The sequence below is a fragment of the Lysinibacillus sp. FSL M8-0355 genome, assembly GCF_038008985.1.
Taxonomy (GTDB): domain Bacteria; phylum Bacillota; class Bacilli; order Bacillales_A; family Planococcaceae; genus Lysinibacillus; species Lysinibacillus fusiformis_D.
In genome coordinates this window covers 1,319,250-1,344,426 of record NZ_JBBPAI010000001.1, presented here as the reverse complement: position 1 = coordinate 1,344,426, position 25,177 = coordinate 1,319,250, and the positions used below count along the sequence as shown (strand labels likewise).

Annotated in this window: 26 protein-coding genes, 1 pseudogene and 1 riboswitch; of the genes and pseudogenes, 3 read left to right on the top strand and 24 right to left on the bottom strand. The window is 36.1% G+C overall.

Features of this window, described 5'->3' with window-relative positions:
- Nucleotides 1–202: 202 nt before the first annotated feature.
- Nucleotides 203–646, bottom strand: coding sequence for a hypothetical protein (locus MKY46_RS06385; RefSeq protein ID WP_340833839.1), 444 nt, complete (start codon nt 644–646; stop codon nt 203–205).
- An 87-nt stretch (nt 647–733) separates the two neighbouring features.
- On the opposite strand from MKY46_RS06385, the gene MKY46_RS06380 reads away from it, so the two are divergent.
- Nucleotides 734–1,147: a DUF4279 domain-containing protein gene (locus tag MKY46_RS06380; protein WP_069481681.1), complete on the top strand. Its 414-nt coding sequence runs from the start codon at nt 734–736 to the stop codon at nt 1,145–1,147.
- A gap of 62 nt (nt 1,148–1,209) precedes the next feature.
- Here the strand turns inward: MKY46_RS06380 and MKY46_RS06375 are convergent, their stop codons facing one another.
- From MKY46_RS06375 to MKY46_RS06355, 6 genes are all read right to left on the bottom strand, one after another.
- Nucleotides 1,210–1,812 (bottom strand): IS3 family transposase, encoded by a 603-nt coding sequence (locus tag MKY46_RS06375; RefSeq protein ID WP_340833836.1) that lies wholly within the window; start codon nt 1,810–1,812, stop codon nt 1,210–1,212.
- Nucleotides 1,800–1,877 (bottom strand): hypothetical protein, encoded by a 78-nt coding sequence (locus tag MKY46_RS23785; protein WP_145991332.1) that lies wholly within the window; start codon nt 1,875–1,877, stop codon nt 1,800–1,802. The genes MKY46_RS06375 and MKY46_RS23785 overlap by 13 nt, the downstream gene beginning before the upstream one ends.
- A 36-nt stretch (nt 1,878–1,913) precedes the next feature.
- On the bottom strand, nt 1,914–2,072 hold the full coding sequence (locus MKY46_RS06370) for a hypothetical protein (RefSeq protein WP_155273184.1): 159 nt from the start codon (nt 2,070–2,072) through the stop codon (nt 1,914–1,916).
- Nucleotides 2,073–2,080: 8 nt separating this feature from the next.
- Nucleotides 2,081–2,401 carry a helix-turn-helix domain-containing protein gene (locus tag MKY46_RS06365; protein ID WP_145991326.1) on the bottom strand — a complete coding sequence of 107 codons (321 nt, stop codon included), beginning with the start codon at nt 2,399–2,401 and terminating at the stop codon, nt 2,081–2,083.
- Nucleotides 2,402–2,833: 432 nt separating this feature from the next.
- Complete coding sequence (locus tag MKY46_RS06360) at nt 2,834–3,031, bottom strand: hypothetical protein (RefSeq protein WP_340833834.1); 198 nt, start codon at nt 3,029–3,031, stop codon at nt 2,834–2,836.
- A 676-nt stretch (nt 3,032–3,707) separates the two neighbouring features.
- The gene (locus tag MKY46_RS06355) at nt 3,708–5,654 is read right to left on the bottom strand and encodes an NACHT domain-containing protein (protein ID WP_340833833.1); all 1,947 of its coding nucleotides are present in this window, start codon (nt 5,652–5,654) and stop codon (nt 3,708–3,710) included.
- A 705-nt stretch (nt 5,655–6,359) separates the two neighbouring features.
- Between MKY46_RS06355 and MKY46_RS06350 the strand changes: the two are divergent.
- Nucleotides 6,360–6,665, top strand: a pseudogene (locus MKY46_RS06350) (JAB domain-containing protein); the annotation flags it as partial.
- On the opposite strand, the gene MKY46_RS06345 reads toward MKY46_RS06350, so the two are convergent.
- The 4 genes from MKY46_RS06345 to MKY46_RS06330 all read right to left on the bottom strand — a co-directional run bounded on the left by MKY46_RS06345 (nt 6,601) and on the right by MKY46_RS06330 (nt 9,427).
- Entirely contained in the window at nt 6,601–7,329 is a 729-nt protein-coding gene (locus MKY46_RS06345; protein ID WP_340833832.1) for a Fic family protein, read from the bottom strand. The pseudogene MKY46_RS06350 and the gene MKY46_RS06345 overlap by 65 nt on opposite strands.
- 478 nt (nt 7,330–7,807) lie before the next feature.
- A complete protein-coding gene (locus MKY46_RS06340) occupies nt 7,808–8,311 on the bottom strand; it encodes a helix-turn-helix domain containing protein (protein WP_340833831.1) in 504 nt (167 codons plus the stop codon).
- Nucleotides 8,301–8,471 carry a transposase gene (locus MKY46_RS06335; RefSeq protein ID WP_186436105.1) on the bottom strand — a complete coding sequence of 57 codons (171 nt, stop codon included), beginning with the start codon at nt 8,469–8,471 and terminating at the stop codon, nt 8,301–8,303. Before MKY46_RS06335 ends, MKY46_RS06340 begins: the two co-directional genes overlap by 11 nt.
- A gap of 92 nt (nt 8,472–8,563) precedes the next feature.
- Nucleotides 8,564–9,427, bottom strand: coding sequence for an AraC family transcriptional regulator (locus MKY46_RS06330; RefSeq protein ID WP_058843279.1), 864 nt, complete (start codon nt 9,425–9,427; stop codon nt 8,564–8,566).
- A gap of 202 nt (nt 9,428–9,629) precedes the next feature.
- Here MKY46_RS06330 and MKY46_RS06325 point away from each other — a divergent pair, with 202 nt between their 5' ends.
- Entirely contained in the window at nt 9,630–10,016 is a 387-nt protein-coding gene (locus tag MKY46_RS06325) for an NUDIX hydrolase (protein ID WP_230593962.1), read from the top strand.
- A gap of 44 nt (nt 10,017–10,060) precedes the next feature.
- On the opposite strand, the gene MKY46_RS06320 is transcribed toward MKY46_RS06325, so the two are convergent.
- The 13 genes from MKY46_RS06320 to MKY46_RS06260 all read right to left on the bottom strand — a co-directional run bounded on the left by MKY46_RS06320 (nt 10,061) and on the right by MKY46_RS06260 (nt 25,109).
- Nucleotides 10,061–10,246 (bottom strand): sporulation protein Cse60, encoded by a 186-nt coding sequence (locus tag MKY46_RS06320; RefSeq protein WP_036127831.1) that lies wholly within the window; start codon nt 10,244–10,246, stop codon nt 10,061–10,063.
- 81 nt (nt 10,247–10,327) lie between these two features.
- Nucleotides 10,328–11,662: a type I glutamate--ammonia ligase gene (gene glnA, locus MKY46_RS06315; protein ID WP_141903558.1), complete on the bottom strand. Its 1,335-nt coding sequence runs from the start codon at nt 11,660–11,662 to the stop codon at nt 10,328–10,330.
- 189 nt (nt 11,663–11,851) lie between these two features.
- Complete coding sequence (locus tag MKY46_RS06310; RefSeq protein WP_340833830.1) at nt 11,852–13,198, bottom strand: sodium-dependent transporter; 1,347 nt, start codon at nt 13,196–13,198, stop codon at nt 11,852–11,854.
- A gap of 185 nt (nt 13,199–13,383) precedes the next feature.
- Nucleotides 13,384–13,971: an ECF transporter S component gene (locus MKY46_RS06305; protein ID WP_058843277.1), complete on the bottom strand. Its 588-nt coding sequence runs from the start codon at nt 13,969–13,971 to the stop codon at nt 13,384–13,386.
- Nucleotides 13,972–14,190: 219 nt separating this feature from the next.
- Nucleotides 14,191–14,378, bottom strand: a riboswitch (FMN riboswitch).
- 157 nt (nt 14,379–14,535) lie between these two features.
- On the bottom strand, nt 14,536–15,816 hold the full coding sequence (locus MKY46_RS06300) for an RNA polymerase subunit sigma (RefSeq protein WP_340833829.1): 1,281 nt from the start codon (nt 15,814–15,816) through the stop codon (nt 14,536–14,538).
- Nucleotides 15,813–16,346, bottom strand: a complete 534-nt coding sequence (gene sigX / locus MKY46_RS06295) for an RNA polymerase sigma factor SigX (protein ID WP_036127894.1) — start codon at nt 16,344–16,346, stop codon at nt 15,813–15,815. Before sigX ends, MKY46_RS06300 begins: the two co-directional genes overlap by 4 nt.
- A 78-nt stretch (nt 16,347–16,424) precedes the next feature.
- Nucleotides 16,425–18,200, bottom strand: coding sequence for an ATP-binding protein (locus MKY46_RS06290; RefSeq protein WP_058843275.1), 1,776 nt, complete (start codon nt 18,198–18,200; stop codon nt 16,425–16,427).
- Nucleotides 18,193–18,909 carry a response regulator transcription factor gene (locus tag MKY46_RS06285; RefSeq protein WP_004232215.1) on the bottom strand — a complete coding sequence of 239 codons (717 nt, stop codon included), beginning with the start codon at nt 18,907–18,909 and terminating at the stop codon, nt 18,193–18,195. The genes MKY46_RS06290 and MKY46_RS06285 overlap by 8 nt, the downstream gene beginning before the upstream one ends.
- Before the next feature lie 115 nt (nt 18,910–19,024).
- Nucleotides 19,025–20,206, bottom strand: coding sequence for a c-type cytochrome biogenesis protein CcsB (gene ccsB / locus MKY46_RS06280; protein WP_340833828.1), 1,182 nt, complete (start codon nt 20,204–20,206; stop codon nt 19,025–19,027).
- A complete protein-coding gene (resB, locus tag MKY46_RS06275) occupies nt 20,203–21,879 on the bottom strand; it encodes a cytochrome c biogenesis protein ResB (RefSeq protein ID WP_036127902.1) in 1,677 nt (558 codons plus the stop codon). The genes ccsB and resB overlap by 4 nt, the downstream gene beginning before the upstream one ends.
- 13 nt (nt 21,880–21,892) lie before the next feature.
- Entirely contained in the window at nt 21,893–22,426 is a 534-nt protein-coding gene (resA, locus tag MKY46_RS06270; protein ID WP_036127905.1) for a thiol-disulfide oxidoreductase ResA, read from the bottom strand.
- A 334-nt stretch (nt 22,427–22,760) separates the two neighbouring features.
- On the bottom strand, nt 22,761–23,492 hold the full coding sequence (locus MKY46_RS06265) for a pseudouridine synthase (protein ID WP_036127908.1): 732 nt from the start codon (nt 23,490–23,492) through the stop codon (nt 22,761–22,763).
- A 546-nt stretch (nt 23,493–24,038) separates the two neighbouring features.
- Entirely contained in the window at nt 24,039–25,109 is a 1,071-nt protein-coding gene (locus MKY46_RS06260; RefSeq protein ID WP_340833827.1) for a D-alanyl-D-alanine carboxypeptidase family protein, read from the bottom strand.
- Nucleotides 25,110–25,177 lie beyond the last annotated feature (68 nt).

The following is a 25,177-nucleotide window of genomic DNA, read 5'->3' as shown; positions in this document are numbered from 1 at the left end:
TGGTAGTATATTACCAAATGTTGAAAATAAAATAGGAAGAAAAATGACAAAAGCCATCGAGAGTGAACTTCTCGATGGGCTTTTGTCTACAGTCTGGAGCAGCACAAAGCGCTCTATCCTTAAGGATAAAAAAATTTTTCGTGACCAATTTCTTATATGTTTTAAAGCAACCTTTAATATGAATATTTACTTTTTTACTTTATCAAGGAGCAAGAAATTCGTACGTTTTAACACCTCGGTTACTTGAATCAAGTATGTACACTTGTCCTGAGCCTTTAACATAGTAAATATTGTACTTGCTTATAGAAGTATTTTTACCTAGATATGAATATTTGTAATCATGTGCATCCTTGTAGCCATTTGCTTTAACAAATGAAGCAGCTCGACTAGAACCCATTTGAGTAAGGCCACTTATACCTCCGAAATGCTCAAAATGTGGTTTCGATGGGCCAGCAAATGGAGCAGCCTCTATTTCCTCGCCATTTAGCTCTTCACCATCTACCTCTTCAAGATTAACTAGCTCAAGGTGAGCAAAATCTTCATCTGAAGAACTAGGTGTGTTAGCACTAACTGAAGGTATCATTATTGCTAACATTAATACAAAAGCGAAAAAACTATAAAATACTTTTTTGACATTTTTTATCATAATATACCCCCTTTTGGAATATTCTAACTTATGTTATAATTATTTTCAATATATTCCATAAAATCAGAAATATAGAAAGGGGAAAAAATGCAAAAGCCAACTACTAATATAAGAACTTATTTCTGTATATTTGGAGATGATTTTCCATTAGATGAATTCACACAAAAAATAGTAATAACACCAACAGAAACACGTACAAAAGGAGAAATTTATACAATTGGAAAGACACAACACGAAAGTTATACCACATCATGGACTTACGAAATAGATTACCAATTGACAAGTGATCCTACTTTACAAATTAATGAACTAATTGATATTTTCACAAATAAAGTAAATATCATTAATCACTTTCAAAAAGAATTTAATTTAAAATGTAAAATAGCAGTTGTCCTTATTTTCCCCGAAACATCAGGCCTTTTCTTCGACCAAAAACTTATCAAATTTGCTTATGACACCAACTCAGAATATGATATTGATATTTATCGTGATGAAATATAAATAGAAAATAAAAAAGCCTCTAATGGACTTACCCCCTGTCAAGTAGACAGCACTAAAAAACACTACGCAGCCATCTGGTGTCGATATTCTATCGGCGCTAGATGGTTGAGTCGTTTTTGAAAACGTTTATAGTTGTAAAAGTAGATATATTGCTCAACTGCTTGGATTATCTCTACTTCAGAATTATCCTGTAGTAGATACAAACACTCGCTTTTAAAATGGGAGAAGAATGATTCAATACAGGCATTATCGTGACAGTTCCCTTTACGAGAATGGCTGCCAATCATGCCGAGTTGTTCCACTGTTTGATGATAGTTAATCGATGTGTATTGAAAGCCTTGATCTGAATGGAGAATACTTCGATACACATTTCTTTTTGTCGTTAACTCGCTTAATGTGTCCATCATCAGCTGTAAATCATTCCATTTGCCTACTTGCCAAGCCACAATTTCGTTGTTGTTTAAATCTTGAATGGCAGACAGATATAGAAAGCCTGTTTCTGTCGGTAAATACGTAATGTCTGTGACGAATACTTCATTCTTTGCACGGTCTTTAAATTGGCGTTCTAACACATTGTCAAATGTACGTGATACTTGATTTTTCCACACGCGACGTTTCTTACGGATGATGGATTGGATGCCTAATTCGCTCATTAATCGATACACTTTTTGTGATTCACCTTAAATCCTTTATCACGTAAAGCGATTTTTATGCGTGGATAACCATACATTTTATTTGTTTGATGAATGGTTAAAATGTGTTCTTTTCAAAGGATATCATCCTGTTTCCGCAACGATACCTTGCTATTTTTCAACCACTTATAATAGCCGGAACGTTGGATTTTCGCCATTTCTGCAAGCCACGTAATCGGATAACGGTCTTTCATTTCTTCAATTATTTGATAACGATCTGGATAAGTGGGCATTCCTCCATTTACAGATTTGGGTACTGCTTTTTTAAGTATTCTATCTGTGCCTTGTAGTAGTCACGTTCTTCTTCTATATCCTTGAAGTGAATCCGTTTGCCTTTGAACGGATTTTTTACGCCTTTTGCCCCTGACCCTGAAGATGGAAGACGGTTAAACGCTTCAATCGATTCTACTTCTTTAAATTTTCTCAACCATACCTTTACTTGTGAAACATTACGAATCTCGTATTTTTCCACAACCTTTTGCATACTTTCTTCTCCCGCCAAATAAGCCTGTGCTACTTCTAATTTCAACTCATTTGAATACGTATTATTTTTTCTCGACATAGAAAAACCCCCTTAAAGTAAACTGTTATCTACAGCGTACTGTAGTTTTTTTAACATTGTCTACCTAAAGGGGATAATATCATAACGATATGAACAGAGGCTTTTTTATTTTCAATTTTTTTGCTTTTTCAGGAACTTTCACACCATCAACTTAGCTGAAATCTCTGAATCAATCATTACTAATAAGAAATAGCCACATTTGTCATATGAAATATACACGATTTTATGCAAAGCAAAGAACAAACAAACAAGTAAAAATACTGTTATACCAACGTTTACGCTGTTTGTATAAAAAGATGTATAAACAATGTTCATAAGAAGCCATAAAACGTTGATTTAACAATGTTCATGGCTTTTCGATGTGTTTCCAAACGTGCATTTGGGAACGTTTTTCTACTTTAATATTCAATTGTATACAGTTGAATTTAATTGCTATTCAGAATCAACATACCGATCGGGTACTCTTTCCCATGTACTACACTTTCTACGTACTTCTCTTTTAAAACGTCTAAAAAGTTCTCTGTCATCAAAAGTCGCTCCTGGAAGAACGCTATTTACTGAATCTTTTAATGACCTTCTCATTTCTGAACTCAAGGGATCAATAATTTCTTCAATATTAACTTTTGCCATATATATCACCTCGTATTTCTATTTTCAATTTATCATGTAAATTTCGACATATTATTTCAAATTCCTTTCTTCAATACAATTGTCGCTTTGTTCAAATGCCTAGGATTAGGCAGTAGTGAAAAGAGCATAAGGGAAACCTGCTATCACTTGGGTGTTAGACTAGGTAGAGCCTAGTGTAGCTAGGAAGAAAACAGGAAGAATCCCACTTTTTTATGGGGACACCGTCAATGGTTATTACTTCTTTAGGTTTAACGTGACTTGCATTTCCCATCGAAAACACACCATGCTTTCTGCTTTTATCCAAACAAAATAACCTCCTATTCATCGTGTGAATTAGAAGGTTCATAAAAATAAGTATTCAATTAAATGTACCTTTAAAACGAAAAAAGTTAGGGAGTCTTTTTGAAAGTTTAACACCTTCATCAAGTTACCCTAACTCTTATAAACGTTGATTTAACAGCATTTCTACTGTTAAATTTCATGTATGGAGACTGCGGGAGTCGAACCAACCGCCTCAGAATGTTGTTATATCAATGGTTGCGGGGGCAAATGATTTTTTCGACTACATTTTTGACTACTTTTGATTAAAAATATACTTTGCGGGGGCAGGTAATTTTCAAATTAATTTATTATATGACCAAGAATTTCAAATCCTCATGAGTAGTTCAAAATTTTACTATAATAAGCTTTCCTCTTCACTATTACGCTTACGCTTATCTTCTCTTAGAACTTCACACAATCCCATTAATTTTTCATTTCTTTTATATCTAGCGCTCTCCATATACATACGCTTTAATATATCATTAGCAAATACAGTTTCAATACCTGCATCTATATAATCTCTTCTTCGCCCTTCTTCATCTCTTCTAGAAATATGTTTAAGCAATGGTAAAGCAATAATACTCTCATAATCTTCTTTTGAAATAATTACTTCATTTCTTCGGATATATCCAGGACCTTTCGAAGAAAGTGCTCTAGGTCCACCAATGTATAGATAATAAAGACGTAATATAGCACGATGTATTGATAAACTCACTGGTGTAGGTACAAAATTAATTACAATTTGATCTTCAAAATTTGTTATTCCATAAGAAACTTTTTTTTCTAAGTGATGATAGTCGATAAAAGAAGAATCCGATTCACTCATTTCCAATAAAGGTAATAATAAATTATATTTAATTACACTTTGATCTTCAGAATTGTCTAGTTCACATATGTAGTCAAAAGTTGTTAGTATCGTTCTATAATTGTATGAACGTTTTCCTTGAATTTCATTACTGATATCAGTGAGAACATATTTTTTCAAAAACTTTTTCTGAGTTTCTTCATCACTCTTATATACATGATAGGCTGAAAAAAATTCTTGGAAAATATTATGTACAAAATAGTACTTTTCTCCTTCTTTATATAAAATACATAAGCATACTCTAAAGTCATAAAGAAGATCATCTCCGCTGATACTTAAACTTTTCAACCATGAATAGCTTTTAATTATTCTATCAAGTTTTTCTTTGATATACTGTTCACTAAATTCATTTTGAGAAGCATTTGTATCAAAATAAGTTAAAAAGCAGAAAGCTGAAAAAACCTTCATCATTTGATACTTAGATAAAACTTTGCTACGAAAATCTCTGATATAAGCAATTTTTCTACCGTCATGTCTCTCAAATAATTCCTCAAATGCCTTTATTAAGAAAGTACTTTTTTCCTTTGGAAAGTTAGAATTTTCTCTAAATAAAGAAAGCATCAATAGCAATAATGTAGGATTTGAAGCTATACTTTCATATTCATCATATAGACCTTCTGATAGACTTTTTATAAATTCTTTTTTGATTTCTTCATCATATCTAGTTTTTTCTATCATCTGTATAGCTTCTTTTTTAGTAAGGCCATTTGTTCTCAACTCACATAATTTAATAAAATTATCCAAATGTCCTTCTGGCATAAATCTACTAGAAATTACTACCTCATTCTTCTCATATTTTGTTAAAAAGTCTTCAAATTCCTGTAAGAAGATTTGAGATTTATCAGATGAAATTTCGTCATAGGCATCAAATAGAAATAAAAATCTACCTTTTTTTAACATGTATTCAAAAATTTCAAAATTTAATTCAAATCCAGTTACATTCATTTCGTTATAAATAAAATTAATAATACTTCTTCTCTTAATTTCTTCATGATTATATTTTCTTAGTTCAATATATACAGGAATTTTATTTTTACTTTTTTTCTCATCCATAAGAATCGTTAACATAGTATGTTTTAATAATGTGGATTTTCCAATACCACCATGTCCAGTAATCCATACATATTTCTTTTTGTTGATATAGGGTAAAAATTCTCTAGATGAAATTGCTTTCTCAGAAATTTTTCTTCCTTCTCTTATCCTTTCATTTAAAGCAGTTGGTTGAAATATCTCAGTTAAATTTTGAGTTCTATCATTCAAAATTGTTCTAACTTTATTAAGATTAGTTATGGATTTTTCGAAATAATTCCCAAAATTTTTATTATAATTAGACTCAAACTGTTCCCATTTCTCAACTAAACCGTTTATAGCTAAATCATTTAATTCTTTCAAATTATGTTCCAATAAAGTAGTACCGAATAACTTTCCTATTACCATATAACTTCCTCCTTTTTAGTGTTAAAGCGCACTAAGTTGTTTCCATATTTTTATTATAACAGTATTAATTCCCTAAAAGAATATCGATTCAATCACCTTTTACAAAAATTAAAAAGCACAGACACTGGTATCCAATGGTCATTTCTCACTTTAAGATTGATATGCCGCACTTCTCCTGTAAAAAAACATCATTTTTTCTGCTCTTATCCAAATAAAAAACCTCCTATTCATCGTGTGAATTAGAAGGTTTATAAATGTCAGTATTCAATTAAATGTACCCATAAAAACGAAAAAAGTTAGGATTCTTTTTGAAAGTTTAACACCTTCCTCAAGTTGCCCTAACTCTTATAAACGTTTATTTAACAGTATTTCTATTGTTAAAAATCTTGAATGGAGATGGAAATATGTTGCGAGGTAAACTTTTATATTTTTTTACTAGTTTTCAAGTGTTAAAGTTTAAAGAGTATCCAAATTCTTCGGTCGATTATATTATATGTAATCGACACAGGATAAACTGAAGTATATATTTAAGGTCATATTTTTCTTTTAGCCCTATAACCCACTTATCAAATTCATGCATATAAATATTTGCTATTAAACCTGAATAGACTCCACCTTGAGGTATTCCAGCCTTCCCCCCTACTCTTTTGGGCTTTTTCCGTTTAAATATCTTTTTTTCTTTATGATATATATATGTCTCAGGGTGATGTCGATCGTGAACATTTCATTGTAATGTGCTTAGATACCAAAAACCAGCCAACGTGCATTCAAACTGTTCATATCGATAGTTTAAATTCTAGCATCGTTCATCCACGCGAGGTTCTTAAATCTGCATTATTAAGTAATGCTGCTTCAATGATTGTAGCACACAATCATCCAAGCAATGTTTGTGATCCAAGTTCAGAAGATATTTCCGTTACTAAGCGCTTAAAAAAAGCCTGTGAGATTAATTCATCGCACTTAAATAAAGATCTAACGAATCATTTACTTCTGCTACTACCAACTGAATAAAATCATCGTAATTTTGCATTGTATGTGCTTTATCCAACGCTTCATAATAAGCTAGACGATTTTCCACTTTAATAACTACTGGTGGATAGCCATCTTTCATCAGCTCAAGGTTCAATAATAATCTTGATGTACGGCCATTACCGTCGATAAATGGATGAATACCAACGAAAATCGCATGTAGCATAGCCCCCCTGACAACAGGATGTAATTTAATACCCTCGGTATTATACCAACCCATTAGCTGGTCCATCCTTTCACGAATGAGGAGAGGAGCTGGGGGTGTGTGCTTTGCACCTGAAATAAACACTTGTTGATCACGGTAAACACCCGCATACTCGTCATCTATCCCCTTCAACACAAGACGATGAAGATTTTTAATTTGCCACTCAGATAAAGGTTCTTTTTTTTGAACAATTTCTTCTACATACGATATAGCATCACGGTGATTAATTACTTCTAAATGTTCCCGCATCGTTTTTCCGCCGACTGTAATTCCCTCAAGAACAACTTTTGTTTCATTAATTGTTAGTGTATTGCCCTCAATTGCATTAGAATTATACGTCCATTCTAGTAATAACTTTTCTCGTAAACTTTTCAATGTATATTTAGGAAGTGGTCGAAGTGCATCTAAGCGCGCCTTTTTTTCATTGATTTGATCTAACACTATGCTTCCTCCTGCCAACTTTTTATTTTATTTATTTTATTTTATTTATTTATTTATTTATTTATTTATTTATTTATTTATTTATTTATTTATTTATTTATTTATACTTTATTATACCGATTCAATAAAAAAATTACACTGTAACTATTTAAATGATTTGGTGGTAACCCTTACTTAGAATACTAAGATTTTATAAATTGCTATGAATAGTTCAGTTGTTAAGAACAAACAAGAAGTAGTATTCTTTTTCCTACTGAGCTATTTATATATCTACGTTTCATATCAAAATCATTGGCAATTACCTCCCCTAATAATTCCCTATAATTTCCATTGTGAAGTATTATTGATTTGATAAGAATAAGGAATGACAAGTGGTTGATACAGGTCACTACCCCAATATCGGAAGTTACGCCCTCCTTTGTCACGATAAGCTCTGTAAATGTTTCTAAAACTCCAGTGGCAAGACAGAAGCAACAAATCATGAACTATTCGCAGGGCATGAACAGTAAATTCTCTGCACGCAATCGCTCATTTTCACGTTCCAGCTGTTGAATTTTTTGCGCAATTCATCCTCTCGTGTACGCGCTTCTGCTGGTTTTGTGCGGCCACGTCGATCTTGAAGCGCTTCTTCACCATCTTGTTCAAATTTACGCACCCATTGATACACTTGTTGGTAAGACACCTCATATTGTGCTGCCGTTGCTTGATAATTTTTCCCTTTTGCTAGGCAAACCTTTGCAATTTCAATACGTTCTTCTACGGTTATTTTTCTTCCTTTCTTCATAGCTTGGCTCATTACTTTACCCAAATCATTTAATTCACTATGACTAGTATAGATTTTCAACCACTTTTTGAATACTAATAAACTGCGAATTCCATATTTGGCGAGAATGTCAAACATGGAGTAGTTCTTCGTTAAATAATCTTCTACAGCACGCAGCTCCCATTCTTCTGAGTACTTCTTATTTTTCTTAGAGCGCAAAAGCTTCTACCCCACCATATTTATAAAGAGCACGCCAGGCATATAGAGTGGTCATGTTTACAGAAAACATCATGCAGATTTCTTCGAGAGTATGACGATCTTCCTCTAAATGTTGAAGTACTAAAATTTTCACATCTGGTGAAAATGATTTTTTAGGCATGATAAAACTCCCCATTTGATCAACAGATTTTATTTTTTTAATCTGTCTACCTAATGGGGAGCATATCAATCCATGCATTCTTGGCTTTCTTGTTATTTAATTGGAATCCAAATTTCAGAATAGGAGTCAGGACTATAGGCATCCTCTTCAGGATAAACCTCAAGTTCCGCTGTTCCTGCTGGTTCGTATGGATTGGACGGGAACCACTCTGAATAAATTTGCTTCCACGTATTTTGCATCGCATCTGGCATAGGGCCATGTACTTCAAAGACAACCCATTTGGAGGCAGGTACTTCCATTGTTAATAGATCTTCTCCTACTTCCCCTACATGATCTGTAGCAATCCAGTAATCAATGAAACCCTTTTGTCCTTGGTTTGTATTTGGTACACAAACACCTAGTACTCCATTGATATTACCATTATTTAATTGGTATAGTTGATGGTCGAAGCCACTTTGATTTACCTCTTGCCAAAATAGAGGAATTTCTCGTGTGTTCTCCCCGTCTTGACAGTTGTACGTTCTTTTCACTCCAACAATTTGAAACTTTTCTTTTTCTACGATTTTATACTTCATTGGTTCTGCTCCCTTCAAGTTTACCTGGATGACCAGGCGATTGTATGATTGTAATGGCCCTTGTTTCTTTCTTGCTTCACTAGGCGTTATATGGTGCTGCTTACGAAACGCTTTTGTAAAAGCTTCAGGAGTTTCATAGCCATATTTGTAGGCGAGATCGATTATTTTTTGTTCCGTGCCTATTAATTCTTGTGCAGCTAATGTCAATCTTCTTCGTCGCAGATAATCTGCAATGGACATATCCGTCAAAATTGCAAACGTGCGTTGAAAATGAAAGACAGATGAATTAACCTCCTGTGCAATCTGTTCAATCGTAATGTCCTCTAATAAATGATCCTCCATAAAATTAATGGCCTTTTGAATCGACTCAATCCAACTCATTGCTTTCACTCCTTGATTCCATCATAAAATAGATATTGCTGTATAACCTGTCTTTTTATGCTAACTTTGGACAGGTTAAAAGGGAAGTATTTTCCCGACGATTCTCCCTACTTATTTTCACCCTCCACCCTACACATATTTACAACTACGTTCTTTAATAGGTAAATTAAGTATAAATAGAAATGAAATGGAGGTTTTTCTCTTGGGAAAATGGCAAGGTGCTGCTGCTATTTGTTTGAACGATAACAATCAATTATTAATGGTTTTACAAGGAACGGTGGAAGAAGAAAAAACGTGGGCTGTTCCATCAGGTGGTAAAGAAGCAGCGGAAGATTTTAAGGCTTGCTGTATTCGAGAGGTTTATGAAGAAACGGGCTATATAGTAGCTATTCTAAAAGAAATTTATTGTAAGCAGAATGAAGCTGTGGAAGTTCATTACTTTGAAACAGTTATGATTGACGGACAAATGATGATTCATGATCCTGACGAATTAATTTATGACATTGCTTGGCAATCAAAAAATGAAGTGGCCCAATTGTCATTAACTTTTCCAGAAGATCGTGCCTTTCTTTTATCTTTATTTCAATAAAAAAGTCACGTCTTAATGACATGACTCATCTCAAGTACATATTGCTAATCGTTTTGTTGATAAATAATTAAAGCAGAATGGATGACTGTCTGTTCGCCAATATAGAGCGTATTGTATTTGATATCAAGTATTAAAAAGCTTCTTAAATCTACTAAAGCCCGGTTAATGTCATGTTCAAATTGCACAATATCATTGTTTTGAATGGTCACAACCTGGGTCGTTTGTGTCATTGCCCACACTCCTTTTCTCTAATAATAGATGAAAAGAAAGGAAATGTAAAAGTGTTGGGGCCAAAACAGCTCCAACGCTTTTTAGTACATCGTTAAATACTCCTCACGTTCCCAGTTGTGGACGCGTGTGCGATATTTATTCCACTCAATTTCTTTGGCGGCTGTAAATTTATCATAAATATGATCGCCTAGTGCATTACGAACAATGGTATCCATCTCTAATTCAATCAACGCATATTCTAATGAGGAAGGTAAGCTATCAATTCCGTTCAACTCTCGCTCTCCTGCTGTCATTTTATAAATATTACGATCTACTGCTGCAGGTGGCGTTAAATCTTTCCGTATACCATCAAGTCCAGATGCTAAAATAACAGCCATTGCTAAGTATGGATTTGCAGCTGGATCAACTGAACGCAATTCAATTCGAGTAGATAGTCCACGAGCTGCTGGAATACGAATTAGTGGTGAACGGTTTTGAGCAGACCACGCGACATAACAAGGAGCCTCATAGCCAGGCACTAGCCGTTTATAGGAATTAACAAGTGGATTCGTAATAGCGGTAAAGCCGTGTACATGCTTTATAATCCCTGCCATAAAACTACGTGCCGTTGCACTTAATTGTAAGTCTGCATGTTCATCATAGAAGGCATTTTTATCACCCTCGAATAATGATAGATTAAAATGCATTCCTGAGCCGTTTACACCGAATAATGGCTTCGGCATAAATGTTGCATGGAGACCATGCTGTGCAGCAATGGTTTTTACGACTAACTTAAACGTTTGTATGTTATCACATGCCTCAATGGCACTAGCATACTTAAAATCAATTTCATGCTGACCAGGTGCGACTTCATGATGGGAGGCTTCAATTTCAAAGCCCATTCCCTCTAACTCTAAAACGATATCACGACGACAATTCTCTCCCAAATCTGTCGGTGCTAAATCGAAGTAGCCTCCACTATCATTTAACTCTAGTGTTGGATGCCCCTTATCATCCAGTTTGAATAAGAAGAACTCTGGCTCTGGCCCTAAATTAAAGGAAGTAAAGCCTAACTCCTCCATTTCCTTTAAAACGCGTTTCAAATTGGAGCGCGGATCTCCTTCAAACGGCGTTCCATCTGGTCTGGCAATATCACAAATGAAACGAGCCACCTTGCCTTTCTCAGCAGTCCAAGGAAAAATCACGAATGTATCAAAGTCAGGCTTTAAATACATATCAGATTCCTCTATACGCACAAAACCTTCAATGGATGAACCATCAAACATGACTTTATTATCTAATGCTTTTTCTAACTGACTGACAGGGACTTCCACATTTTTGATTGTTCCTAATATATCTGTAAATTGTAGGCGAATAAATTTCACATTTTCTTCCTTTACTCGGCGTATAATATCTTCTTTTGTGTAATGTTTCACTCTTCACCACTCCAATGTAAATTTAGTTAACATATGTTTTTATAACTGTTCTTAAAATACATGAAAATTGAAATTCACGCAATAGACATGTTATGTTTTATAACATAGTTTTTTTAGAATATATTTATCTTGATTTTCGATGCATAAAAAAAGTGTATCCATTTCCACAATGGATACACTTTTTTTATTTTAATATTGTAATAGCATATTAATGAACACAACTAGAATAACGATCGGTACAACGACTAACATTAACATACGATATGTTGCATAATAGCCCTGCCCTAAGTGACTACCCATTAACAGTTCTTTCCTTACAAATTCCTTATCCACTATGTGGGCAATAAAAATAGCAATGAATAAATTTCCTAATGGCAGCATTATATTCGACACTAAAAAATCAGTGGCATCAAAAATACTTTTCTCAAAAATGGTTACATCCGATAAAACACTAGAAGAAAGTGCCGCTGGAATAGCCGCAATCAATACGACTACACCAAGTAAAAGCGTCCACATCGGACGAGATTTCTGACTATGTTCCATAAATGCCGCTACGATAATCTCATATAAACTAAATGATGACGTTAATGTAGCAAATAAAAATAGCAATAAAAACATCGCTAAAAATAATTCTCCAAACGGCATTTGACTAAAAGCTGTCGGCAGCACCATGAACAACAAGCCCGGTCCCGCGGCTGGCTCTAAATCAAAGGCAAACACAACAGGGAAGATTGCTAAACCCGCTAAAAATGATACAAGCACGGTTAAGAGCACAACAGAACCTGCTGAATTTGGAAGGCTGACATCTTTTTTTAGATAGGAACTATATGTAACAAGACAAGAAAATCCTACAGCTAATCCAAAGAATGATTGCCCTAACGCTTCTAATAATGCCCTACCAGTAATATTTGAGAAATCAGGCCATAAGAAGAATTTCACTCCCTCCATTGCGCCATCTAATGTAACAGCACGCACAACCAGAACAATGAACATCACAAAGAGTAACGGCATCATCCATTTATTCGCCTTTTCAATACCATTTTGTACACCTAATGAAATAACGAGTACGTTAGCTAATGTAAACAAAGCTAAACCTACTAGCGTAATCCAAGGTGTACCTATAATTTTTCCAAATAGTGCAGCTGGATCAATCGCAGGATCTATCACAGCACCAGCGACGCCTAGCCCGCTGTAAATAAAAATCCAACCTCCAACAACACTATAAAATGTTAATAATAAAAAACAACCTAGCACACCCATTCGGCCAATCCAAGCCCATCCTGTTTTTGTCGGAGCAACCTTTTTATACGCGGTTACCGCCTCCGATTGTGTACCACGCCCTAAAACATACTCGGACAATAGCATTGGCAACCCTATTAATAACGTAAATAACACAAAGATTAGGAAGAATGCACCTCCACCACTTTGCCCCGTTACATACGGTAGCTTCCAAATTGCTCCTAGTCCAATCGCAGCACCCGCTGATGCTAAAATAAATCCTAATTTACTAGACCACTGTCCCTTTTTTTCACTCATCTCTTCAAACTCCTCAAACTTTCTAAACTCCCCTCTATTCTACATGAAAATGTGTTCTTCGACTAGATTATAATAATAAAGCACTAGAGCACGAGCATTTTCTACTACTTTTTTCTAATTTTATTCGTCCCATCACTTCTTCCCACAAAAAAACCTCGAGCTAACTACTCGAGGTTTATGGTCCATTATTTTGCTATATACATAGAGCGCTGGCGGTCGATCCATTTGCGCATTGTAGTAAATAAAAACGCCATAATAGCTGTTAATAAAATACCTTTTACAATATTAAATGGTAAAATTCCAGCGACGATCATTTTATAAAGGGAGTCACCTACAACAGGTTCCATACCAAGGAAATATGTGTACATCGGTAAAAATACAACATAGTTCAAAACGCTCATTCCTACTGCCATCACGACTGTTCCTGTCGCTAAACCTCCAACAAGACCAGCAGTCGTTTTAAAACGATTAAAAATAAAGCTAACTGGCAAAATAAATAAAATGCCTGTTGTAAAGTTGGCAATATGCCCTACTGGCACACCTGTTGGCGTACCCGAGAAAATCCAATCCAACACATTTTTAAATAATTCTACTAAAATACCAGCTACAGGTCCCATTGTGATGGCCGCTATTAATGCAGGCATATCACTAAAGTCCACTTCCAAAAATGCTGGGAACGGCGGTATTGGGAAATTAAAAAGCATTAATAAAAACGAAATACTGCTCAGCATACCAATCGTAATAAACGATTGAAGTTTAACATTTTTCTTCATAGAAAACTCTCTCCTCTTTGCTGATTCAATCTCGCAAGAAGAAAGGTGACGATCTTTCAATTGTTAGCATGAAAAAACCCTTATGCATTAAAAAGCACAAGGGAGAAAGGCATGACGAATAAGCGTCAATCTAAACTATTTTTTGAGCACTATTTTAAAAGCCATACAAAAAAAGCGCTCGGTCATAGTTCATTTCATAACAATGAATGACGATCGTACCTCCATCTTCTCCCATCCAGACTGTAACTGTCGGCCTTGGAATTTCACCAAGTCAGCCATGCAAATAAATTTGCACAGGTCGCGGGCTAAAGAGTTTTGCCTAAACCATTCGAGTTAATGAATAAACATTAACGGTTTAGCACTCTATTACCGCCGGTCGGGATTTTCACCCTGCCCCGAAGATGAATCACTATTATTTTATACTACAGTTTTACTATAAAGAATTATCAACAAAAAGTAAATAGTTCTGCTCAAAAAACCTATTAGACTTGTATGCATTGTAAAAAAAAATGGAGCATCCTCACCGAACAGGAATGCTCCATTTCTTATTGTTATTTTCTTTGACTAAGGCATATATTGCTTATTTGGCCCTACAGGCTTTGGTAAAAACATTTTTAAATCAAAGCCCTCCCAGCTTTCTTGGACAACATTATTTAGGCGTAATTGTTGATCAAAGCTAGCAGCCGTTAACATCATGGCCTCAATCAGTTGTGTGGCACGAATCGGTTCCATTGATGTTAAATCAAGCGGAAGATCAAATGTAACGACTACACCCTCTGCTTCCTCTGTCACCGTATATGATACGTTTTCAGGAACAACCGACACATAGACATCATCATTTTTATTTTTCATCAGTGTGAGCGCCTCTGTGACATTTGCAAATGTTTGACGGAAATCTGGTGATAAATATTCTGCACCTGTACCATCTTGATATATATAATAATTATAATGCTTGGCGTTCGTTAATGACATAGGTGGACTTAGCTCACCTTCTTGAGAAAACTCATAAGGTGTTCCATCTTCATTTTGAATCTCAACTTCTGTATATTCAGAATCAGAGAATGTATCCTCCAAAGTTCCTTTGTACTCATTGACAGTAGCAGAAGCAACATCATAGCTATTGTCCTTTGGTAGCACATGGACAAGCTTATCGTCCTTCTCCTTCAGCTCACCTTTGTAAGGATGGTAATCAGTAAATCCTTTAGCTTTCTCATCTATTTGAGGCGCGTATTTTTCATACATCTGTAAAGTAGAAGGTTTTTCTGTTCCAAAATCCGTTGCTACTCGCTCATTTGGTATCACATACGTCATTGGTACACTTTCCGCATCTCGCCCTGCTAAGCCAATACGGAAAACGACAGCATCTTTCACATCTTCCTCATAGACAGATGACCGTAAAGATAACATGCGCTCATGCTCTGCTACGATAGGAGATTGGAGTGCTTCGTCTTGCGTAGCAGCCTCCTTTGGAGAAAGATCTTCCTGTAAAGTAGAATAGGTAGCCGTATCGGCAGTACTAGCTTGATCTTTATGTCCAACATCATTATTCATGACCATTGAGCCTACAAGTATCGTTAACGCAAAAACTGCTGCAATGCTCATAAAAATTGGCATTTTACGAAGCTTAGATCGTGTTGTTCGTTCTTCTTGGATGGAGGAATTGCTTTGCTTTTGTTCATCCTCTTTTGGTTGTTGTATCGCTTCTTGAAGGTAACTGTTATCCTGCAAGCGAGCATCTGCCATTAACCGATTTAATATGTCCTCTTTTGAACGGTGGTCAGAAAGCTTAGGGGCATTGTTCAATACATGTTCAAGCTGCTCATCATCAAATGGCTTATGCGTCATTGCCGTTTCGCCTCCTGTTCTCTAATCGGCTGTAGCTGTTGCCTTAAAAATTTTATGGCTCGATGCTGGGTCGTTTTTACCTTAGCTTCTGTCCAATCTAATATTTGAGCAGTTTCTGCAATCGATAAATCCTGAAAATAGCGCATAATAATGACCATTTTTTGGTCGCCTGTACAGTTTTCCAGTGCTGACGCTACTTGCATAAATTCATCACTGGCCTGTAGCATATCTTCCGGTGATGGTGTGGTTGAATGGAGCTGTTCCGTTTCCCAGTCAAAGAAATCAAGTGAATGCTTCTGGCGTACAGCCTGCTTTCTAAAATGATCAATCGCTACATTTTTGGCAATAGCAAAAAGCCATGTTTTCTCACTACTATTACCTGCAAATTGATCATATGAGCGCAATACTCGTACATAAACTTCATGTGCTAAATCTTCAGCCAATGTACGGTTTTTTACTAAATATATTAAAAACTGGAACACGTCTTGGTGATATGCATCGTATAGTCGATGGAACACGGAGTCATTCAAAGCACTCCACCCCCGTTCTATAATATTTGTCGTCTTACATTCGTGAAAGTTACAGCCAATTAATAGCAATACATGTTATTAATCGAACGGTAAATAAAACGTGAAGGTCGTACCTTCTTTCAGCACACTGTCTACCATAATATTACCTGAGTGTGCCTTCACAATATTTCTCGCAATGGCTAAGCCGAGACCCGTACCACCTTTTGAACGGGTACGTGCCTTATCTGCTTTATAAAAACGTTCAAAGACATAAGGTAAGTCGTCATGAGGAATGCCGTGCCCTGTATCTTGAACAGATATTTTAGCGAATGTTGGTTCCTGCTCAACTTTTACAGTGACTGCTCCTTCATCCGTATGTCTAAGTGCATTATCTACTAGATTTGTGAGCACTTGTTCAATACGATCCTCATCGATATTAATCATGGCATCGTCATTAAATTCACTTTCAAACAATAGACGAACGTGTTTTTCCTTTGCAACCTGTGCAAATTTTTGAGTAATACGTTCGAATGTAGAATTAATCGGTAATTCATCTTTATACAGCGTCATATGTCCCGATTCCATGCGTGCTAAATCTAATAAATCTGTTACAAGACGCCCCATCCGCTTCGATTCATCATAAATGATTTTAGTAATCTCATTACGTTCTTCCTGATCCTGAATAAAATCATCATCCATTAATGCTTCAGAATATCCTTGCAGCATGGCAATTGGTGTCCGTAGCTCATGAGAGACATTGGCGATAAAATCGGATCGTAGTTTTTCTAAGCGATGTTGCTCAGTCATATCACGAATAACAGCCACAGCGCCACGTATCATGTCACCACTATAAAGAGGGCTAATAGTAAATGTATAGTAGTTACCATCCATTTCAATTTCCTCTTCTAGTTTATCCTCAAACATTAGCACATGATCAAGCATATGATACAGCTCTGGAGGAATAGGTTTAGCACTTTGTGAGCCTTTATTGACGAACCATTTTTGCATAAGTCGTTCAGCTGGTGGATTACTTAATAATATTGTAAGGTCACGGTTAAATGTAATAACTGCATCTGTCATAGATGTCAAAATATTTGAAAGTTGTTCATTTTCTTGATTGATGACCTCTAAGTTATGCTTTAATTGACGGCCCATTTGATTGAAGGCAACAGCAAGTTGACCAATTTCATCATTTTGAGTTGTTGGCATTTTCGCTTCAAAATTACCCTTCGCAATTTCAAAAGCCAACTCTCGCATTTTTCTAAGTGGTGACGTAATACGTGAGGAAAGGAAAAACGCGAAGAATGTCGTCAACACGAATGCAATGAAAGCCGCCAAAAAAACAATTTTCGTTGTTTCCTTAGATGTTTTATGTAGTGCATCTGGGCTTTGATAGATGAAGACAGCTCCGTGTACTGCATTTTCAACATTTAATGGGAAACCTAGCACGACATAAGATTCCATTTTTTCTTGATCTGTCGAAGAAGGCATCATCATTTCTTTCGTAATAGGTTCATCTGATTGAAATACTTCTCGAAACGATTTATTGGCTAAAATGGTCTCTTGTATTTCTTTTTTGTTGACACCCTCCTGCATGGCAAAGGATACTTCAACATGATTGATTGCAATTAATGCATTGGTTCCTGTAGGTAAGATATCTTTTAATAATTCCGAAGTAGATTCCGCTGTTTCATTGTCATCCACTATACTTGCTACTGTTGCAGCTGTTTGCCGTAAAGATATTTCGGCTTGCTGCATATGATAGTTTTGAAGAAATTCAAGCATCAATACCGTGAAAACAAATAATACAAATGAAACGAGAAGCAATATGGTTACCCATAGCTTCCCGACAACACTATTCCATATTCTATTCATTGACAACCTCAAATTTGTATCCAACGCCCCAAACCGTCACAATCATTTTAGCAGCGTTTTCAGAAACTCGGTTGAGCTTTTCACGTAAACGTTTTACGTGTGTGTCAACTGTACGTAAATCACCAAAGAAGTCATAATGCCAAACCTCTTTTAGTAATTGTTCACGGTCAAATACTTTGTCTGGCGATTTTGCTAAGAAGTATAATAATTCATACTCTTTCGGTGTTAAATTAACCTCAATGCCCTCTGCCGTTACACGGTGTGCATCATGATCGATCATTAAATGCTGGAACACTACTAAATCTTTTGAAGAAGAGGCATTTGTCGTTGGTGAGAAAGCCTGTGAACGACGTAAAATAGCCTTCACACGTAACACAACCTCACGAGGACTAAATGGCTTTACAATATAGTCATCTGCGCCAAGCTCAAAGCCTTGTACACGATTCGCTTCCTCGCCCTTTGCAGTTAATAAAATAATCGGCGTTGCTGCGCGTTCTCGAATTTCCGCACACACTTCTAGCCCGTCTTTTTCAGGCATCATAATATCAAGTAAAATACAGTGATACTCTTTTTCTAAAGATTTTTCGATCGCTTGTTCACCATTTTCTGCCTCGTCAACAAGGTATCCTTCTCGCTCTAGGTACATTTTTAATAATCGGCGAATACGATCCTCATCGTCTACTACTAATACTGAAATATTTTCTGACACTTTCACGATCCCTCTCTTCCAATCTTTCTCTAACTTCTATTGTACATGGTGTGACACATATTGAAAAGAAAAGAAAGCCTCTTCGCCACAGCGAAAAGGCTTGTTATTTTACAAGTTACGCGTAAGAGTGTAAACCTGCAAGAATTAAGTTAACAGCAATTAGGTTAAATAAAATAATTCCGAAACCAATTAATGCCAACCAAGCAGATTTTCGACCTTCCCAGCCTTTTGATAGACGTAAATGTAGGAATGCTGCATAGAATAACCATGTAATAAGAGCCCATACTTCTTTTGGATCCCAACCCCAGAAACGACTCCAAGCAATTTGTGCCCAAATCATCGCAAAAATTAAAGCACCTAGGGTAAATACAGGGAATCCTATCAGCACCGAACGATAACCAACTTCATCTAATAATTGCAAATTAACGCGTTTAACAAGTGGTTGGAAAATGGCACTAATTCGACGACGAGCGATTAAACGAATTAATAAATACAAGATTGATCCTACCAATAATGACCAAAAGACAGTTGTTAATTTTTTGGCATTAATTAATGCAGGCATTTCTACTAACGGTGACATACCATGTTCTTCAACTGCTTCATATTCATTCATACCGAAAATTGGCGGTAAATTGTAAATGATTTTACGAGTAGTTCCTTCTTTATCCACATAATTATAACTAGACTCATAATCCATAGCACCGAATGTAGATGTCACTGCGACAAAACCAACTACAACTACAAGACAGTACATCACGGCTTCTAACCAAAAACGTTGTTTAGAAGGCTTTGTTAAATCAACTACTTTTAATAAATAAATGAGCCCTGCTACAGCACTAATGGCTAAAATAGATTGTCCTAATGCTGCTGTAATAACGTGAATCGTTAGCCAATGACTTTGTAACGATGGTACTAACGGACTTACTTCTTTCGGGAACATTGCTGCATATGAGATGATTAATAATGCAACAGGCAATGCAACTAGCCCTAGTGCAGTCAAACGATAAATAAAATAAATTAAAATAAACGCGCCAACAATGAACATACCAAAGGCAGTCGTAAATTCAAACATATTACTTACTGGTGCATGTCCTGTATAGATCCAACGCGTAATAAAATAACCTAGCTGTGATAAGAAACCAATAATGGTTACCACAATGGCAAGCTTGCCCCATTTGCCAGTATTTTTACCAGTAGCATTTGCTTGCTTAATTGAACCACCAAATAATAATGTCGCAACTAGATAAGCAATAAAAGCTACAAATAATAGGTTTCCACTTAAGTCAATCAAACTCATAAGGTGTTGTCACCTTCCTTTTCTTTAATGCCACCATTTGTGGACTCTTCGCCAGCCTCATCTTTCTCTAACTGATCTTGATACGGAGGCAATGCAGCAAATGTTGTAACAGCATCTAAATCCTTTTTCATGCTGAACATATTTTTGTTAACATGGGCAGCCATTAACACACGGCCATCTGGTTCCACTTGAATCCATAAACGTCTGTGATTCCAGTAAGAACCAATAACAACACCAATCATAAAGATGACGCCCCCAACAAATAAGATAGGAATTGTACGATCTTTACGTACTGTAATACCTGACATATCACGCATTTCTGCTGCTGCAAATTTCATTCTGTATTTATTTTCACCAAGCGGCTCTAAAGGAGGTTGCATAATTTCAACAAAGCTCACTTCGCCTTCAGGTGTTTCTGGTGTTGTCATTTTAAATAAGAATGCTGGGTTATTTGGAATGGATGTTTTTGTTTGTGGCTCACCATTTTCAAATCCATCAAAATCTGGTGTATAAACAAGAATTTGAACGGAAGAACCATTACCTAAATCATATTCCTTTTTTGGGTTTGTTAAATCAATTTCCACCTTACCAAGTGATTGTTCAGTCGTTTTATTGATTAATTCGAAATTCATTTGCTTTAATTCATTTAAACGATAATCCATTTGGTAAAGCGCAAAGCCATCTTCCTTTAAAGGATGGTTTACACGAATGGAATAGTCTTTTACTTTTTCTAGATTATCTGTGTCACCTGGCAAAGCATCTTTAGGCTGCTTATATAGTGTAATATCTGTTTGGAAATTTTTCGCAACAACATTTACACCCTGCTTTACTTGCTCACCCTGTGGTTCATTATCATGTGTCTCTAAAACAAAATCATTGTTTTCAATGAAATAACCGTCCATGCCAGTAATCGCACGTGTCTCGCCCTCACGTACCCAGATTGATTCATCAACATAGAAACCTGGCACCAGACGTAGCATGACCCCACCTAAAAAGATAATGAGACCGACATGGTTTATGTACGGACCGTAACGAGAAAAGCGTCCTTTTTCAGCTAAGAGAGCGCTACCATCTCGACGAACAGAATATCTCATCTCAGACATTTTTTGTGCCACTTTATCAAGCGTTTCCTCTGCGCCTGCTGTCACTTGTCCTTCTGCAACAATGCGCTGACGCTTCATAAAGCTTTCATGTCTTTTCACACGTTGATTCTTCAATGATTTATAAAGTGGTATTCCCCGGTCAAGACTTGCCACAATAATGGATACAGCAAGCATACCAACCAAAATTTGGAACCACCACGAGCTATATAAATCTGAAAGGCCTAACGTATAATAAATTTTACCGAATGTACCATAAACGTCTGCGTAATAAGCTCCCTTCTCCAAATCAGAAGCTTTCACGTAAAACTCTTGTGGTAGTAATGTTCCGATTGAAGCAGCAATTAATGTGATAATAATTAAGGATATACCGACTTTAACACTTGAGAAGAAATTCCATATTTTATCAATAAATGACTTGTTATATGTTTTAGAGCGAATGGCCATACCATCGTAGCGCATATCAACTACTTTATTTTGCTGTTCTTCTTCGGTTAAAGGACGACCACATTTCTCACAAAGCTTCGTGCCGTATGGGTTACTATGACCGCAAGCACAAATGATTTTTTCCATCGTCATATACTCCTTATTCCGGCTTCACTAATTCCATGTACGAAGCGATATTTTCCTCCGTCATTTCACCTGTAATAATCTTAGTCACTTTGCCTTCAGGATCAATTAATACTGTAGCAGGTAATTGACCTACATTATAAGCAGTCATAACACTTTTCGTTTTGTCGATCACTACTGGGAATGATAAACCATACCGATCAACAAAATTCTGCACTTCAAAATCAGTTTGAGCGATATTGACCGCTAAAGTTTGTACACCTTGATCTTTAAATTCTTGATACTGATTGTCCATCGCAGGCATTTCCTTCTCACAAGGCTTACACCAAGTTCCCCAGAAGTTTAAAAATACCCCTTGTCCTTTATAATCCGACAATTTATGTTTTTCACCGTTTAAATCTACTAACGTGAAGTCAGGTGCTTCAGAGCCTACTGCCACTAACTCTACTTTTTCCTTTGTCGCTGTTCCATATACTGTGTACCCGATTGCCAACGCTAGCAGTGCTAAGATGACCGTTCGCAGTACGAGACGCTTTTTCTTTTTCTCCAAGTTAATAAACCCCCTATCAATTACGGCTTAGCGTAAAGTTTGTAAACGCGAAGCTTTTACCTAATGCAGACCCAATGAACTTTTTCATTTTATATACGTCTTTAATTATGTAAAAACTTCTTTCAAATTGACGTCAACAATACCAGATTGTATGTGTAACAGTTCTTTTGAACAAACTGTTACTAGGTGTACTATTCTCACCTATTATAGCAAAATGATACAAAAACACTTAGCTATTAATTATGAATGATTTATGAACGAATTCACCATAAAGAAAGTGTAAACACCCAAATAATACCTATTGTGGTACCTACTTTCTTTTGGCAAATGTTCTTTAATCAAGCTTTCCAGTCTCCGCTAAAACACGTAATTGCTTGACTTCATGCTTTGATAATTCACGGTATTCTCCTGGTGTAAGGCCGAATAAATCTAAGAATGCAAAGCGTTCACGTTTTAATTTGACAACAGGTGTCCCAATGGCTTCAAACATACGACGAACTTGGCGATTGCGTCCTTCATGAATCGTAATTTCACAAATTGCTTTGCCTGCTTTTTCGTCAAAGGATGTCATACTAACCTTAGCTGGAGCTGTTTTCCCATCCTCTAATTTAATCCCTCTTTGAAGTTTTTTAAGCCCTTCAATTGTTGGAATACCTTTGACACGCGCGATATAGGTTTTATCAATTTTAAACTTCGGATGTGTCAACATATAGGAGAATTCCCCATCATTTGTCAATAACAATAATCCAGATGTATCATAATCAAGACGACCAACTGGGAAAATACGTTGCGGAATATGGTGAAATAAATCTGTGACAGTTTTGCGTCCTTTATCATCCGTCACAGCCGAAATTGTTCCACGTGGTTTGTAAAGTAAATAATATACCTTATCTTCCTTTTCCAATTTCACACCTTCTACTTCAATTGTATCAGAATTAGAAACCTTCGTTCCTAACTCACGAACAACTACACCATTAACTTTTACTTTGCCTTCTACTATCAATTGCTCTGCCTTGCGCCTTGAAGCAACTCCTGCATAGGCAATGACCTTTTGTAATCTTTCCATTTTTTCACCTCTAGTTTTCTTTCACATTGACACTTTCGTCATCATTCGATTTCGCTCTAATGAATAGGGTTATCTTTCCCGCTAATCTGTGAAAATTATGTCATACTTTTAAGCATTATTAAAGAAAAACAAATTTCACATTTTTTAATTGAGTATTCCAAATTATTTCTCATTCACAAATTTCTTATCATTTGCACCTACATTTTACGTTCCTCATAACCAGTATACTCATTTGGCAAAAAAGCGAATCGACTTAAAAATCTTTATTTTAACAGACAAGAAAGCTATCATTTTGTTAGTGTTTGCTCAATTGTTAAAACATCTTGTAGCACAAAAAAATTTTAGCATGTATTGTTACGTCAGCTTTTTCTATATTGATTTACTCACCTTTCTTCCAAGCAGTTAGTTGTCTAGTAATGCAGATTATAGGAGCACGAAAGAACGGCTCAAAATAAAAGCATATTGCACTGAATCACTTGGCTGTTTATGCTATAGTCATCCGTCATTTAGCAGAGATTCCATACTAAAAAAATCAGCAAATCGTTTTTAACGATCTGCTGATTCAACTTTTACTGGAGTTGCATAAATACGCTCTTCACCAATAAAGATCGACAAGACAGCTTCTTGACGTTTTCTTGATACATGTAAAACTTGCCGCACCTGTTCTTTTTCTTCTTTATTTAATTGTAGGCGAACGGGCTCTTCTAATCGAATAGCTAACTTTTTGTTGACGTTGTATTTGCCCTTCTTCACTACGGTTTCAAGGCTATAGTCTTGCCATACTCTATTCGATAAACCTCGATGTACATTCCAATCATCGGATTCATTTAAAGTGACAACAATGCAGATTTGCCCGTCCTTTTGAAAGGCTGTTGCTAGTGTACGTCCAGCAACCTTTGTAAAGCCGGTTTTTCCAGCGAACGCAGTGCCAGTCGCTGATTTTAAAGAACTAACAGGCTGCTCCGTTTCATCATCTATATCTGCAGCCATCCCTGAACCTTCTCTTAATAATCGGTGTTTATTTTCCCAAAGCATTCCGTTTACCGTATTCGCCCGATAAAGAATCGTTGAAGCAATTTTCTCAAATGTTTTATTTTGCAAAGCAAGTCTTAACATCTCAGCAGTATCTCTTGCTGACGATAAATGCTCATCATGATGAAGACCAGAAGGGTTCATAAAAACGGTGTTAGTCAGACCTGCAATCACAGCTCTTTCATTCATTAATTTGACAAAGCCCTCCACAGAACCCCCTACGTGTTCTGCTAAAGCGGTCGCAGCATCATTGCCTGAACGCAGCATTAAACCGTACAATAACGTTTCGACTGTTACTGTTTCGCCAGCCTGTAAATAAATAGAACTCCCCTCAGCCATAGCGGCATTCGGTGATATCACAACTTCATCTTGCAGGTCACTATTTTCGATTGCAACAAGTGCTGTCCAAATTTTTGTTAGGCTAGCAATAGGTAAGCGTTCATCGCTATTAGACCCTATTAAAACGCGGCCTGTAGCACCATCTAAGACAGCATAGCCACTTCCCCCTCTGGCAAAGCTAGTTTGAGGAAGCATTACCATTAATATCATGAGCATGAACAGTGTTAAACGAAATAACCGAAGCAACGAGCCACTCCTTATTTAATGTGATAGGAAAATATAGATTCATATTTATGTTGAAGGCTACGCATTAT

Coding starts and splice junctions, on each gene's coding strand:
- ccsB (WP_340833828.1), bottom strand. CDS start 20,206: ATGAGTTTGATTGACTTAAGTGGAAACCTATTATTTGTAGCTTTTATT.
- MKY46_RS06330 (WP_058843279.1), bottom strand. CDS start 9,427: ATGAGTTGGATTGAGTCGATTCAAAAGGCCATTAATTTTATGGAGGAT.
- MKY46_RS06335 (WP_186436105.1), bottom strand. CDS start 8,471: ATGCCTAAAAAATCATTTTCACCAGATGTGAAAATTTTAGTACTTCAA.
- MKY46_RS06385 (WP_340833839.1), bottom strand. CDS start 646: ATGATAAAAAATGTCAAAAAAGTATTTTATAGTTTTTTCGCTTTTGTA.
- MKY46_RS06360 (WP_340833834.1), bottom strand. CDS start 3,031: ATGGCAAAAGTTAATATTGAAGAAATTATTGATCCCTTGAGTTCAGAA.
- MKY46_RS06370 (WP_155273184.1), bottom strand. CDS start 2,072: ATGCCCACTTATCCAGATCGTTATCAAATAATTGAAGAAATGAAAGAC.
- MKY46_RS06310 (WP_340833830.1), bottom strand. CDS start 13,198: ATGAGTGAAAAAAAGGGACAGTGGTCTAGTAAATTAGGATTTATTTTA.
- MKY46_RS06300 (WP_340833829.1), bottom strand. CDS start 15,816: ATGACGCATAAGCCATTTGATGATGAGCAGCTTGAACATGTATTGAAC.
- MKY46_RS06265 (WP_036127908.1), bottom strand. CDS start 23,492: ATGGAAAGATTACAAAAGGTCATTGCCTATGCAGGAGTTGCTTCAAGG.
- MKY46_RS06290 (WP_058843275.1), bottom strand. CDS start 18,200: ATGAATAGAATATGGAATAGTGTTGTCGGGAAGCTATGGGTAACCATA.
- MKY46_RS06380 (WP_069481681.1), top strand. CDS start 734: ATGCAAAAGCCAACTACTAATATAAGAACTTATTTCTGTATATTTGGA.
- MKY46_RS06305 (WP_058843277.1), bottom strand. CDS start 13,971: ATGAAGAAAAATGTTAAACTTCAATCGTTTATTACGATTGGTATGCTG.
- MKY46_RS06355 (WP_340833833.1), bottom strand. CDS start 5,654: ATGGTAATAGGAAAGTTATTCGGTACTACTTTATTGGAACATAATTTG.
- MKY46_RS06365 (WP_145991326.1), bottom strand. CDS start 2,401: ATGTCGAGAAAAAATAATACGTATTCAAATGAGTTGAAATTAGAAGTA.
- resB (WP_036127902.1), bottom strand. CDS start 21,879: ATGGAAAAAATCATTTGTGCTTGCGGTCATAGTAACCCATACGGCACG.
- MKY46_RS06320 (WP_036127831.1), bottom strand. CDS start 10,246: ATGACACAAACGACCCAGGTTGTGACCATTCAAAACAATGATATTGTG.
- MKY46_RS23785 (WP_145991332.1), bottom strand. CDS start 1,877: ATGTATGGTTATCCACGCATAAAAATCGCTTTACGTGATAAAGGATTT.